General features: G+C 73.4%; 12 protein-coding genes. 7 read left to right on the forward strand and 5 right to left on the reverse strand.

Annotated features, from left to right (window positions below; translation table 11 throughout):
* Window positions 1–34: 34 nt before the first annotated feature.
* From JQC91_RS04345 to JQC91_RS04360, 4 genes are all read right to left on the reverse strand, one after another.
* Window positions 35–1,033, reverse strand: coding sequence for a chlorophyllide a reductase iron protein subunit X (locus tag JQC91_RS04345; protein WP_203285572.1), 999 nt, complete (start codon window positions 1,031–1,033; stop codon window positions 35–37).
* Complete coding sequence (gene bchC, locus JQC91_RS04350) at window positions 1,030–1,953, reverse strand: chlorophyll synthesis pathway protein BchC (RefSeq protein ID WP_203285573.1); 924 nt, start codon at window positions 1,951–1,953, stop codon at window positions 1,030–1,032. Before bchC ends, JQC91_RS04345 begins: the two co-directional genes overlap by 4 nt.
* A gap of 99 nt (window positions 1,954–2,052) precedes the next feature.
* Window positions 2,053–3,165 (reverse strand): methyltransferase, encoded by a 1,113-nt coding sequence (locus tag JQC91_RS04355; RefSeq protein WP_343069900.1) that lies wholly within the window; start codon window positions 3,163–3,165, stop codon window positions 2,053–2,055.
* Window positions 3,162–4,010: a polyprenyl synthetase family protein gene (locus tag JQC91_RS04360; RefSeq protein WP_203285574.1), complete on the reverse strand. Its 849-nt coding sequence runs from the start codon at window positions 4,008–4,010 to the stop codon at window positions 3,162–3,164. The genes JQC91_RS04355 and JQC91_RS04360 overlap by 4 nt, the downstream gene beginning before the upstream one ends.
* 97 nt (window positions 4,011–4,107) lie before the next feature.
* Between JQC91_RS04360 and crtD the strand changes: the two genes are divergently transcribed.
* The 6 genes from crtD (at window position 4,108) to JQC91_RS04390 (ending at window position 10,694) form a co-directional block, all read left to right on the forward strand.
* Window positions 4,108–5,658: a 1-hydroxycarotenoid 3,4-desaturase CrtD gene (gene crtD / locus JQC91_RS04365; RefSeq protein WP_203285575.1), complete on the forward strand. Its 1,551-nt coding sequence runs from the start codon at window positions 4,108–4,110 to the stop codon at window positions 5,656–5,658.
* Entirely contained in the window at window positions 5,655–6,506 is an 852-nt protein-coding gene (locus tag JQC91_RS04370) for a carotenoid 1,2-hydratase (protein WP_203285576.1), read from the forward strand. The genes crtD and JQC91_RS04370 overlap by 4 nt, the downstream gene beginning before the upstream one ends.
* Before the next feature lie 109 nt (window positions 6,507–6,615).
* Window positions 6,616–7,632 (forward strand): PHB depolymerase family esterase, encoded by a 1,017-nt coding sequence (locus tag JQC91_RS04375; RefSeq protein ID WP_238941323.1) that lies wholly within the window; start codon window positions 6,616–6,618, stop codon window positions 7,630–7,632.
* 76 nt (window positions 7,633–7,708) lie between these two features.
* Complete coding sequence (hslV, locus tag JQC91_RS04380; protein ID WP_203285577.1) at window positions 7,709–8,257, forward strand: ATP-dependent protease subunit HslV; 549 nt, start codon at window positions 7,709–7,711, stop codon at window positions 8,255–8,257.
* A 2-nt stretch (window positions 8,258–8,259) separates the two neighbouring features.
* Window positions 8,260–9,666, forward strand: a complete 1,407-nt coding sequence (locus JQC91_RS04385) for a cytochrome P450 (protein ID WP_203285578.1) — start codon at window positions 8,260–8,262, stop codon at window positions 9,664–9,666.
* On the forward strand, window positions 9,660–10,694 hold the full coding sequence (locus JQC91_RS04390; RefSeq protein ID WP_203285579.1) for a hypothetical protein: 1,035 nt from the start codon (window positions 9,660–9,662) through the stop codon (window positions 10,692–10,694). The genes JQC91_RS04385 and JQC91_RS04390 overlap by 7 nt, the downstream gene beginning before the upstream one ends.
* Here the strand turns inward: JQC91_RS04390 and JQC91_RS04395 are convergent.
* The gene (locus JQC91_RS04395) at window positions 10,657–11,043 is read right to left on the reverse strand and encodes a DM13 domain-containing protein (RefSeq protein ID WP_203285580.1); all 387 of its coding nucleotides are present in this window, start codon (window positions 11,041–11,043) and stop codon (window positions 10,657–10,659) included. The two genes, JQC91_RS04390 and JQC91_RS04395, sit on opposite strands and share 38 nt — an antisense overlap.
* A 162-nt stretch (window positions 11,044–11,205) precedes the next feature.
* Between JQC91_RS04395 and hslU the strand changes: the two genes are divergently transcribed.
* The gene (gene hslU / locus JQC91_RS04400) at window positions 11,206–12,507 is read left to right on the forward strand and encodes an ATP-dependent protease ATPase subunit HslU (protein WP_203285581.1); all 1,302 of its coding nucleotides are present in this window, start codon (window positions 11,206–11,208) and stop codon (window positions 12,505–12,507) included.
* Window positions 12,508–12,570: the final 63 nt, after the last annotated feature.

The raw sequence follows: 12,570 nt of genomic DNA on the forward strand, positions 1-12,570 counted from the left end.
GCATCCCCCGACCGGGGGCGTATGCGCGAGGTCGTCAGGCATCGTCGTACACGACCTCCAGCGAGGGCTTCGGCTCGTAGTGCACGCCGCGCATGTCCGCGTCGGTCGCGGGCTCCAGCGTCACGCCCGCGCCCGTCTCGGACCCGTCGAACAGCGCCAGCAGGCCGTCCTGGTCCACCGGGGTCGGGCGCACCGGCGGCGCGGCCGCGACCTCCTCGCCCAGAGCGGCGAACAGGTCGCCCCACTGCGAGGCGGCGGTGCCGACGATCTGGTAGTTGGCCGACTTCTTGCGCAGGTCGTCGTCCTGCGGGATCGAGGCCAGCACCGGGATGCCCGCCACCTCTGCGAAGGCCTGCGCCTCGCCGGAGTTGTCGTCCTTGTTCACCACGAGGCCCGCGACGCCGACGTTGCCGCCCAGCTTGCGGAAGTACTCCACCGCCGAGCAGACGTTGTTGGCCACGTAGAGCGACTGGAGGTCGTTGGAGGCGACGAGGATGACCTTCTGCGCCATGTCCCGCGCGATCGGCAGGCCGAAGCCGCCGCAGACCACGTCGCCGAGGAAGTCCAGCAGGACGTAGTCGAAGTCCCAGTCGTGGAAGCCCAGCTTCTCCAGCAGCTCGAAGCCGTGGATGATGCCGCGCCCGCCGCAGCCGCGCCCGACCTCCGGCCCGCCGAGCTCCATCGCGAAGACGCCGCCGCGCTTGAAGCAGACGTCGCCGATGGCGACCTCCTCGCCCGCGAGCTTCTTGCGGGTCGAGGTCTCGATGATCGTGGGGCAGGCCTTGCCGCCGAAGAGCAGCGAGGTCGTGTCCGACTTCGGGTCGCAGCCGATCAGCAGCACGCGCTTGCCCTGCTCGGCCATCATGTGGCTGAGGTTGGCCAGCGTGAACGACTTGCCGATGCCGCCCTTGCCGTAGATCGCGATGATCTGCGTCTTCTTCGTGGCCTCCGACGGAAGCACGTCGGCGAGATCCTGGTCGGCCTCGTCGCGCAGCCGGTCGGAATAGTCCTTCAGATCGGGGATGTCCTTCATTGGATCGTCTCCCAGTCCAAGATCATCTTCAGGCAGGCCGGGTCGGTGAACGCCGCCTCGTAGGCCGCGCCCCCGTCCGACGCGGGCCGGGTGTGGGTGATCAGGCCGTCGAGCGAGACGATCCCCGCCTCGACCAGGTCGCGGACCGCGACGAGGTCGTCGCGCGTCCACTCCGCGCTGATCCGCAGCCGGGCCTCGCGCATGAAGGCGGGCGGATAGGGGAAGCGCACCTCGCCGGGATAGAACCCGGCCAGCACCACCTCGCCGCCCTTGCGCAGGCGCTCGATGAGATCGGGCAGCACCGCGGTGTTCCCGGAGGCGTCGTAGATCGCGTGGTAGTCGCGCCGCTCGTCCGTCTCGGGATCGATCACGTCGTAGCCGGCGGTGCCGGCCCGCCGCGCGGGGTCGGTCTCCCACACCACGGGCGCGCCGCCTGCGGCGACCGTGAGCCGGGCGAGGAGACGCCCGAAGATGCCGTGCCCCACGATCAGGTCCGGCAGGGCGACGTCCAGCCCCGCGATGGTGTGCCGGGCGGTCGCGGCTAGCGCCAGCAGAGCGCCTTGCGCCCCGTGCGCGGCATCCACCGTCACGACGCGATCGGCGCCGGTCACCACCGTCGCGGCGGCGGCCCCGAACAGGCCGCGCGCGTCCTCGTAGCAATCGGCGCCGGGCACGAAGACCGTCGAGCCCTTCCCAGCACCCTCGACCACCTCGCCCACGGCCTCGTAGCCGGGGACCAGAGGATACCCCATGCCGGGGAACGGCGGCATCTCGCCGGACCAGAGCAGGCGCTCGGTCCCCGTCGAGATGCCGGAATGGCGGATGCGGACGACCACGTCGGACGGGCCGGGATCGCGCAGACGCAGTCGCGCCGCGTCGACCGCGCCGGGTCCGCTCATGGTGATCGCCGTGGTGTCCAAGCGGACCTCCTCCCAAGATCACGGGGCCAAACGAGCCCTGCGACCAGGTGTCACCCTATCGTGACGCATCTGACTGTCAACTATATTGGACACTCACCGTCAGGTTGACGGGCGCCGGGCCTCGACGACACGGGTGACGAACGGCCGCGTCGTCCCCCGGTCCCGGATGCCGTCGAACCCGGCCTCGGCCAAGAGTCCCATGATCGTCCGAGGGTTGCGGGTCCGCCCCGTCCGCATGGCGAGCGTGTAGAGCGCGAAGTAGGCGTCCGTCGCCCGTGCCCCGCCCATCGGCTCGGACACGACCACCCGCCCGCCCGGTGGCAAGGCTTCGTAGGCCGCGCGCAGCAGCGCGGCCACGGTGGAATCACCGTGGTCGTAGAGCACGCGGACCAAGGTCACGACGTCCGCCCCCACCGGCAGAGGCGCGTCGCGGAACGATCCGGGCGTGATCGAGACCCTGTCCTCCAAGCCGCCCGCCGCGAACCGGGCGGCCGCGCCCGGCACCACGGCGGGGAGGTCGAACAGGTGGAGGCGCGGGCCTGCATGGGCCGCCCCCACGGCGGCTAGGAACGCGCCCGTCCCGCCGCCGACGTCCAGCACCTCCTCGGCGTCCGACAGATCGACGCGCGCGAGCGTCTCCTCCGCCACGATCACTTGGCTGTCCGCCATCAGGTCGCTGTAGCGCCGCGCCGTCTCGGGATCCTCGGCCCGCGCAGCCCCGAACACGTAGGGCCAGAAGCGCGACAGTTCCGTCTCCCCGTCGCCGCGCAGCAGCGCGACCGGATCGGCGAGGTCGGCATAGAGCGCGCGGTGGTGCAGCACCATCGCCTCCAGCCCCGGCACGCCGAGCAGCGCCGCCCCCCGGCGCGCGATCCGCCAGCCGCCCCGCATCTCGCGCACCAGCTTCAAGGCGGCCGCCCCGCGCAGCAGCACCTCGGCCCGATCGCGCGGCAGCCCCGCCGCGACCGCGAGCGACCCGGTGTCCGCCTCCCCCTCCATCAGCCGGTGCAGCAGCCGCGTCTCGATCATCGCGTGGAGGATCTGGCTGTGGACGAAGCCCGCCACCACGTCCATCAGCGCCTCGCCGTCGGCGCGGGCGAACCGGCGCACGATGGGCGTCGCTGCCGCCCAGCGCTGGAAGGACCGCGATGCGACCAGCCGCGCGACCCAGCCCGTGCGCCGCAGCGCGGGCATCGGGTCGGCCAAGGTCACTCCGCCGCCGTGACGGTCGAATGCGCGGGCGTCAGCTTCTCGGCGGTGGCGCGGACCATCGCGGCCAACATCGCCTCGCCCGGGCAGGCGGGGATGGACGCGATGGCCCCCGACAGGATGTCCTCCAGCCGCCGGATCGCGCCCGGCACGCCCAGCTCGGTGACGGCGGACGGGCGGCCCAGCGCGGCGTCCTGCCCCTGCGGCTTGCCGGTCTCCGCCTCGGGCGACAGGGCATCCAGCAGGTCGTCCGCGACTTGGAACGCCTCGCCGATCCGCGCGCCGAGCTCGGTCCAAGGCTCCGGGTCCTGCCGCGCGGCGATGGCGCCCATGCGCGTGGCCGCGACGAACAGCGCGCCGGTCTTGGCGCGGTGATAGGTCGAGAGGTCGATCTGGTCCTCGCTCTCCCACGCCTGCCCCGCACAGATGCCATGCGGGCTGCCGGTGCGGGTGGCCATCTCCACGATCAGGGCGGGCGATGTGTGGGCCAGTTCCGCGAAGCCCTGCACGATCAGCGTGTCCCCAGCAAGCACGGCCAGCGCTTCCGAGAAGGCGCGGTGGACCGAGGGCTTGCCCCGCCGCATGTCCGCGTCGTCGAAGGCGGGGAGGTCGTCGTGGACGAGCGAGGCGCAGTGGATCAGCTCCACCGCCGCCGCCGCCGCGTCCGCGGCCACGGGGTCGGGATCGCCGCAAGCCGTCGCCACCGAAAGGCAGATCGTCGGACGGATGCGCGCGCCGCCCGGCAGCACCGCGTGGCGCAGCGCGGCGTCGAGCCGCGGGGGCGCACCGGACCCGGCACGGACCAAGGCGCGTTCGACGGCGGTGTCGATGCGGGGACGCAGGGACATGGCAGTGCTCCGAACTGTCCCGCCCCTTTGACAGGCGGTGTAACAAAAACTGGACAACCGGGGGGTTTCTGTCAACTCTCCCGAGGTGGAGGTCTGAATGCCCGACAAGGTTGTGGTCATCGGCGCCGGCGTCGGCGGGCTCGCCGCCGCGATGCGGCTCGCCCATCGGGGCGCGGACGTCACCGTGCTGGAGCGGCACGCCGCGCCGGGCGGCAAGATGCGCGTCGTCGACAGCCTCGCCGGCCCCGTGGACGCAGGCCCGACCGTCCTGACCATGCGCCCCGTGTTCGAGGAACTGTTCGCCGACTGCGGCACCGCCCTCGACGCGCATGTCTCCCTGCACCAACTCGACGTCCTCGCCACGCACCACTGGCAGGACGGCTCGACCCTCGACCTCTACAGCGACTACGACCGCTCCCGCGACGCGATCGCGGCCTTCGCCGGCCCCCGCGCCGCGAAGCAGTTCGCCAAGTTCCACCGCGACGCCGAGCGCCTGTTCACCGCCTTCGAGAAACCGATGATGCAGTCCGCCGCCCCCACGGCGCGGCAGATGGCGGGCGTGGTGGCCAAGCAGCCTTGGCTCGTCCCCGCGCTCGCACCCGGGCGCACCGTGGCGCAGGATCTGAAGTCCCGCTTCAACGACAGGCGGCTGCGCCAGCTCTTCGGCCGCTACTCGACCTATGTGGGCGGCTTCCCCAACGCCTCCCCCGCCCTGCTGTCCCTGATCTGGCATGCCGAGAGCCGCGGCGTCTGGGCCGTGGAGGGGGGCATGCACGCGCTCGCCCGCGCGATGGAGGGCGTCGCCGAGGCGGCGGGCGCCACGTTCCAGTACGGCGTCGAGGCGCGGCGCATCATCGTCGAAGGGGGGCGCGTCGCCGGCGTTCAGATCGGCGAGGCGCGCATCGACGCCGACGCCGTCGTGTTCAACGGCGACCCCCGCGCCTTGGCCGAGGGGATGCTGGGCGAGGCCGTGCGCGACACCGTCCCCGCCCGCGCCGTCGACAAGCGCAGCCTGTCGGCCTTCGTCTGGTCCTTCGCGGGCCGCGTGGCCGAGGGCGACCGGCTGGGCCATCACAACGTCTACTTCGGGCGGGACGCGGACGCGGAGTTCGACGACATCGCCGAGGGCCGGATGCCGCGCGACCCCACCCTCTACGTCTGCGCGCAGGACCGCGGCCACGGCGCCACCGCGGGCGAGGAGCGCTTCGAGATCATCATGAACGCCCCGCCGCGACCGGGGCTGGAGCCGGACCGGGAGGAGATGGAGAGATGCCGAGAGACGACGTTCGACACGTTGGAGCGGATGGGCCTGCGCTGGACGGAGCGGCCACCGTTGGACGCGCTGACCACCCCCGAGACGTTCCACCGGATGTTCCCGGGCTCGGACGGATCCCTATACGGGCTGAGCCCGCATGGCATGATGGCGGCGTTCCGCAGGCCGCGCGCGCAGACGGACCTGCCCGGCCTGACGCTGGCGGGGGGCGGGGCGCATCCCGGCGCGGGCATCCCGATGGCGGTCACCTCCGGACGGCTCGCGGCCGAGGCGACCGTTCGGGCCCTCGCTTCGACGTCGCGGTCCCGCCCGACGGCTACGGGTGGTGGTACGTCGACGGGGTCTCGGCGGACGGTCAACGCGCCGTCTCGGTGATCACCTTCATCGGCTCGGTCTTCAGCCCATGGTACGGCTGGACCGGCCGCAAGGACCCCGACGACCACGTCTGCGTCAACATCCTGATGTCCGGCCCCGGCGGGCGCTGGTCCATGATGGACCGCGGCCGCGCCGCGCTGCGGCAGGAGGAGACGACCATCCGCGTCGGCCCCTCGGGCCTGCGCTGGGAGGACGGGGTGCTGCACATCGACCTCGACGAGGCGGCCACACCGCACGGCACCCGCCTGCGCGGGACGATCCAAGTGCGCCCGCGCGGCATCACCGACGTGGAGGTGCCGCTCAAGGCCGACGGTTCCCACGTCTGGCGTCCCATCGCCCCCGCCTCGGACATCGTGGTCGACATCGACCGCCCCGGCTGGTCGTGGGAGGGGCACGGCTACCTCGACTCGAACTTCGGCACCTCGGCCATCGAGCGCGACTTCCGCTACTGGCATTGGGGCCGCTTCCCCGTGCCGGGGGGCCGCGTGATCTTCTACGAATGCGAGCTGGAGGACCTGTCCGAGACGCGCGTGGCGCTGTTCTTCGGGGACGACGGCTCGGTGCGCCCGCTGGAGGACCACGAGATCCCGCCCATCGCCAAGATGAAGCGCTCCGGCTGGGCTCTGCGGCGCGAGACGCGGGGCGACGCGGGCACCACGCCCGAGATCGTCCGCTCCATGATCTCCGCGCCCTTCTACCAGCGGGCCGTGGTGCGGACGACGATCAACGGCCACCGCTCCGAGGGCGTGTGGGAGGCGATCGACGGACGGCGCTTCGCGGCATGGTGGATGAAGCCCCTGCTCGCCCTGAAGGTGCCGCGCAAGCCGGGGTGGCGGTTCGCGGACTGACCGGCACGTCATGCCCGCCATGCGTATGCTGCGCTTGCACAATATTTTTCTGCGGTGCAGCGTAACCCTGACATAAGGCCGACACGGCCATTGGCAGGGAGCCGAGGCAATGAAACATGACATGAAGGACGTGCTCGAACTCGTCCGCAGCGGGCGATTGCAGGAGGCGACCGACGCGATCCGGCGCGGGCTCGGCTCCGGGCGCGCGGACGGCGCGGCTCCGCCGATGCGCGACGTGACGCCCAAGCCCAAGGCGCTGACGGCTCCGCCCGGTGCGGCCACGGCGGAGGCGCGCCCGCGCGCGGCACCTCATGTGCGGGCCAAGCCCATAGGCAAGGCGCGCTGGGAGCGACGGGCCGGCGCGCTGCCCTACCGCCTCTACCGTCCGGCGGAGCCCCGCGCGGGGGCGCCGCTCGTGGTCATGCTGCACGGCTGCACGCAGACGCCCGAGGACTTTGCGGAAGGCACACGCATGAACCTCGCGGCCGAGCGGATCGGGGCGCACGTGATCTGGCCCGAGCAGACCCGCGCGGCCAACCCCAACGGCTGCTGGACGTGGTTCGAGGCCGCGCACCAAGGCGGCGGCGAGGCGGGGGCCATCGCCTCCATCGCCGCGGCGGTCGGGGCGGAGGTCGCGCCGGGGCGGTCGGGGATCCACGTCGCCGGCCTGTCCGCCGGCGGCGCGATGGCCGCGATCCTCGGCGCGCGCCACGGCGACGTCTTCGCCTCCGTGGGGGTGCATTCGGGCCTCGCGGCGGGCGCGGCGCGGGACGTGGGATCGGCCTTCGCGGCGATGCGGTCCGGCGCGCCGGGACGCATGCCCCTGTCGGTGCCGGCCATCGTGTTCCACGGCACGGCGGACCGGACGGTGGCCCCCGCGAACGGGGGCTTGGTCGCCGGCCTGACCGGCGCGGCCCCCGGCCGCACGGTCGAGGCGGGGCGCCGCACGGCCACGGTCCGGCGCGGCGCGGGCGCGGGGGGGCATGCGGTCGAGCTCTGGGAGGTGGCGGGCCTCGGCCACGCGTGGTCCGGCGGCAGCGCCGCGGGCAGCCATGCCGATCCGGAGGGGCCGGACGCCACGTCGGAGATGCTGCGCTTCTTCCGCGAGGTCGACGGCGCCGCGTGAGCGCGCGGGCGCGCGGGCTTCCTTCCCGGGACGCCCGCGCCCATATGGGGCGCGACCCCAGGACGGAGCGCGCCGCATGACCACCGATTGGCACGGAACCACCATCGTCGCCGTCCGCCGGGGCGGACGGGTCTGCGTCGCGGGCGACGGCCAAGTCACCCAAGGGCAGGCCACCGTGATGAAGGGCAACGCGCGCAAGGTGCGTCGCCTCTCGCCGGGCGGGCACGAGGTGGTCGCGGGCTTCGCGGGGTCGACGGCGGACGCCTTCACCCTGCTCGAGAAGCTCGAGGCCAAGCTCGACGCCGCGCCTGGCCAGCTCGCCCGCGCCTGCGTGGCCTTGGCCAAGGACTGGCGGACGGACAAGATGCTCCGCAACCTCGAGGCCATGCTCATCGTCACGGACGGCACCGACCTCTTCGTGGTCACCGGCAACGGCGACGTGCTCGAGCCGCAGCACGACGTCACCGCGATCGGATCGGGCGGCAACTACGCGCTGGCCGCCGCGCGCGGCCTGATGGACGGCGACGGGGACGCCGAGCACGTAGCGCGCCGCGCGATGGAGATCGCCGCCGAGATCTGCGTCTACACCAACGGCAACCTCACCGTGGAGACGATCGGGGGCTGACGATGCGCCTGCCTCCCGACCTCGAGGCCGCCTACGCCGACAGCTTCGTCCCGCCGCGCCCGCTGCGCGACGACGCGCACCCCTCGACCGCCGGCCTGCTGCGCCAGTTGCGGCGCGGGCTGCTCCACGTGTTCGACGCCCGCTCCTTCCGGTCCTTCGAGGGCGGGTCCCTCCTCCGCGCGCTGCGCCGCCGCATCGTCACCGCGAACGAGCCGCGCACCCTCAAGGAGGCGCTCCACGACAAGCACGCCCTGTTCGAGCGCAAGTCGCCCCAGATGCGCCATGCGCTGGAGCCGCTGCTCGGCGACGGCCTGTTCGTCTCCGACGGGGCCACCTGGGCCGAGCGCCGCGCCGCCGTGGCCCCCATCGTGCACGCCGCCCACGTCCCCACCTTCGCGCCGGTCATGGCGGAGGTGGCCCGCGCCTTCCGCGACGGCCTGACCCCCGGCGCGCCGCACGACATGCTGTTCGAGATGGGCGAGATGTCCGCCGAGATCATCGCCCGCACGGTGTTCGGCACCGCCTTGGGCCGGTCGAGGACGCGCGAGATCATCGCCGGCTTCGCGGACTTCCAGCGTCACGTGGACCAAGTGGACCTCCCCTCCATGCTGGGCCTGCCGGGCTGGTGGCCCCGCCGCCAGACCCGCGCCGCCCGCGCCGCCGCCCGGCGGGTGCAGGCGGTGATCGACGGCCTGCTCGCCGACATCGAGGCGCGGCGCGGCGGGTCGGAGGCCGAGACGGACGCGCTCGCCGCCAAGCTGTTCGACGCCGCCGACCGGCACGGGAAGCCCCTCGCCCGCCGCGCCATCCGCAACGAGGCGATCGTGCTGTTCATGGCGGGGCACGAGACGACGGCGAACACGCTGGCATGGGCGCTCTACCTCGTGGACCGCTCGCCCCGCGTCCGGGCCGCCCTCTCCGCCGAGCTCGACGCCGTCTTGGGCGGGCGCGACCCGGAATACGCCGACGTGCCGAACCTCCCCGTCACCCGCGCCATCGTGCTGGAGACGCTGCGCCTCTACCCGCCGGTGCCGATCCTCGGGCGGACGGCGACCGGGGACGGCACCGTGGGGGACCACGCCGTCCGGGCGGGCGACCTGTTCCTCGCGGTGCCGTGGCTGTCGCAGCGCAACGAGGACCTGTGGTCCCTGCCCCACCACTTCGTCCCCGAGCGCTTCGCCCCGGGCCGCCCGCGCCCGGACAAGCACGTCTACATGCCCTTCGCCTCCGGCCCCCGCACCTGCCCCGGCCAGACCTTCGCGACGGTCGAGGCGGTGCTCTGCCTCGCCACCCTGCTGCGCAGCTACGAGATCCGCCTCGCGCCCGGCACGGAGGTGGCGACCGACTGCCGCCTGACGCTGCGCCCCACCTCGCCCCTCACGATGATCCCGCGGCCGCGCCCGTGCTGACCCGCGACGTCCCGTGGGACTGGTGCGAGGCGGAGGAGCCGCCGCCCCCGCCGCTGCGCGACCTGGTCCGCCGCGACGCGGCGGGCGCGGCGGCGCGGCTGTGGCACGTCACGCACCGGGCGCAGGGCGCGGCCCAGCGCGCGATGCTCGCGGCGTTCCGCGCGGCGCCCGCCCCGTGGGGCGCCGCGGCGGCGGGACGCGTGGTGGCCCCCCTCGCCCGCTGGCACGCGCGGGACACGCTGATGGCGGCGCGCATGGACGGCACCCTCGCCCGCCTCCGCCCCGACCTCGACGCCGCCGGCCGCGCCGCGATGATCGACCGCTGGTTCGCGAACACCGTGCGGGCGATGTGCGGCTACCCGAAGCTCGCCACCCTCGCCGCCCCGCCCCACACGACGACCGAGGGCGCGGGGCACCTGCGCGCCGTCCGGGCGACCGGGCGCCCGCTGGTCGTGGCCTCGGTCCACACCGGCATGTGGGAGATCCTCGCCTTCCGCGCCTCGCGCGACTTCGAGGACCACGGCGTCGGCACGTGGCAGCCGCAGCCCAACCGCCACGACAACCGCATCGTCGCCGCCGAGCGGCGCAGGCTCGGGATCAAGGTGCTGCCCGCCTCGCCCCGCCTCGCGCGGCGGCTGGCGGCCATCCTGTCCGAGCCGGGCGCGGGGCTCGCGCTCATGGTCGACGAGGTCAGCGAGGGGCGGATCAAGTTCCCCCTCCTCGGACGGCGGCCCGAGGGGCGGTCGAACCTCTCCTTCGCGCTGCGGATGATGCAGCGGCTGGACGGGCTCGTGATCCCGGCGACGATCACGCGGACCGGCCCGGACCGGCACGTGTTCCGCTATCACGACCCCTTCGGGATCGGCTCCGGGGCGGAGGGGATCGCCGAGGCGCAGGCGCGCCTCGACGGCGTCCTCGGGGCGCACGTGCGCGCGCATCTGGACCAGTGGTACATGCTCCAGAACGTCGAGCCGCGCGAGCTCGGGGCGGTCAGCCGCCCAAGCGCGCGACGCCCAGCGGCACGTTGAACCGCTCGCACCAGATCCAGACCTCGTTGTAGGCGTCGGCGTTGACGCCGTTGGGGATCGCGTAGCTGCTCGCGCCCCGGTCGGAGGCCAGCCGCCCCATCAGGGTCCGCGCGTCGTACCGCCCGTTCGAGCCCAGCGCGACCTTGGGGTCCGGCGCCCCGTCGAAGGTGAAGTCGCCGAGGAGGTTCACCCGGCCGTCCGCGATCTCGGCGGTGCCGGTGGTGACGTGGTTCGACAGGCCTCGGAACGTGCCGAGGCGCCCGTGGCCCCCGGCGAGGGCGGGCAGCGCGGAAGCGGCAGTGGCGGCGACGGCGCCGGTGGCGGCGGCGAGGAAGGAGCGGCGGTTCATGGGCGTGGTCCTTTCGGGGACGGTGGAGCCTCTGGGGGCGATGGAGGCACCCTGCCCCGCCCCCGCCCGCCCGCGATAGCCCCCCTCCCGCCCCCGTGATCGGCGTTGCGTTTCCGTGAGCGGCGCATAGGTGGGCGCCAAGGCCCGCCCTCGGAGATGCCCATGACCACCCTGACCCCGCGCGAGATCGTCTCGGAACTCGACCGCTTCATCGTCGGCCAGAAGGACGCCAAACGCGCCGTGGCGGTCGCGCTGCGCAACCGCTGGCGGCGGCGGCAACTGCCCGAGGACCTGCGCGACGAGGTCTACCCGAAGAACATCCTGATGATCGGCCCCACCGGGGTCGGCAAGACGGAGATCAGCCGCCGGCTGGCCAAGCTGGCGCAGGCCCCCTTCCTCAAGGTCGAGGCGACCAAGTTCACCGAGGTGGGCTACGTGGGCCGTGACGTCGAGCAGATCATCCGCGACCTGGCCGAGGCGGCGCAGGTCATGGTCCGCGACCGGATGCGCGAGGAGGTGCGCGCGACGGTGCACGGGGCCGCCGAGGACCGGGTGATCGCCGCGCTGGCGGGCGAGGACGCGCGCGAGGGCACGCGCGAGGCGTTCCGCAAGAAGCTCCGGTCGGGCGAGCTGGACGACAAGGAGATCACCTTGGAGGTGGCCGACACGTCGAACCCGCTCGGCGGCATGGAGATCCCGGGCCAGCCGGGCATGGCGCAGATGGCCGACCTCGGCTCGCTCTTCGGCAAGGCGTTCCAGCGCACCGTCAAGAAGCGCATGACCGTGGCCCAGTCCTACGAGGTGCTGATCGACGAGGAGGCGGACAAGACGCTCGACGACGAGGCCGTCAAGCGCGAGGCGATCCGCGCCGTCGAGGAGGACGGGATCGTGTTCCTCGACGAGATCGACAAGGTCGCCAAGGGCACCGAGAACCGCTCCGGCGACGTCTCCCGCGAGGGGGTGCAGCGCGACCTGCTCCCCCTGATCGAGGGGACGACCGTCTCGACCAAGATCGGGCCGGTCAAGACCGACCACATCCTCTTCATCGCCTCGGGCGCCTTCCACGTCGCCAAGCCCTCGGACCTCCTGCCCGAGCTGCAGGGCCGCCTGCCCATCCGCGTCGAGCTGCGCGCGCTGACCGAGGCCGACTTCGTGCGCATCCTGACCGAGACGGACAACGCGCTCACCCGGCAATACGCCGCGCTGATGGGCACCGAGGAGGTCACGGTCGAGTTTACCGAGGACGGCATCGCCGCCCTCGCCCGGATCGCCGCGCAGGTGAACGGCTCGGTCGAGAACATCGGCGCGCGCCGCCTCTACACGGTGCTGGAGCGGGTGTTCGAGGAACTGTCCTTCGCCGCGCCCGACCGGGGCGGCGAGTCGGTGACGGTCGATGCCGCCTTCGTCGAGGGCCAGGTGGGCGACCTCGCCGCCTCCGAGGACCTCAGCCGCTACGTGCTGTGATGGATCGCCATACGCGCGATGCGGCGCTCGCCAACGCGCGCGGGGACCGCTAACCCTCGTCCC

It is taken from the genome of Jannaschia sp. Os4 (assembly GCF_016820245.1).
Lineage (GTDB): Bacteria > Pseudomonadota > Alphaproteobacteria > Rhodobacterales > Rhodobacteraceae > Jannaschia.

Coding starts and splice junctions, on each gene's coding strand:
- JQC91_RS04395 (WP_203285580.1), bottom strand. CDS start 11,043: ATGAACCGCCGCTCCTTCCTCGCCGCCGCCACCGGCGCCGTCGCCGCC.
- JQC91_RS04385 (WP_203285578.1), top strand. CDS start 8,260: ATGCGCCTGCCTCCCGACCTCGAGGCCGCCTACGCCGACAGCTTCGTC.
- crtD (WP_203285575.1), top strand. CDS start 4,108: ATGCCCGACAAGGTTGTGGTCATCGGCGCCGGCGTCGGCGGGCTCGCC.
- JQC91_RS04375 (WP_238941323.1), top strand. CDS start 6,616: ATGAAACATGACATGAAGGACGTGCTCGAACTCGTCCGCAGCGGGCGA.
- JQC91_RS04345 (WP_203285572.1), bottom strand. CDS start 1,033: ATGAAGGACATCCCCGATCTGAAGGACTATTCCGACCGGCTGCGCGAC.
- JQC91_RS04360 (WP_203285574.1), bottom strand. CDS start 4,010: ATGTCCCTGCGTCCCCGCATCGACACCGCCGTCGAACGCGCCTTGGTC.
- hslV (WP_203285577.1), top strand. CDS start 7,709: ATGACCACCGATTGGCACGGAACCACCATCGTCGCCGTCCGCCGGGGC.
- hslU (WP_203285581.1), top strand. CDS start 11,206: ATGACCACCCTGACCCCGCGCGAGATCGTCTCGGAACTCGACCGCTTC.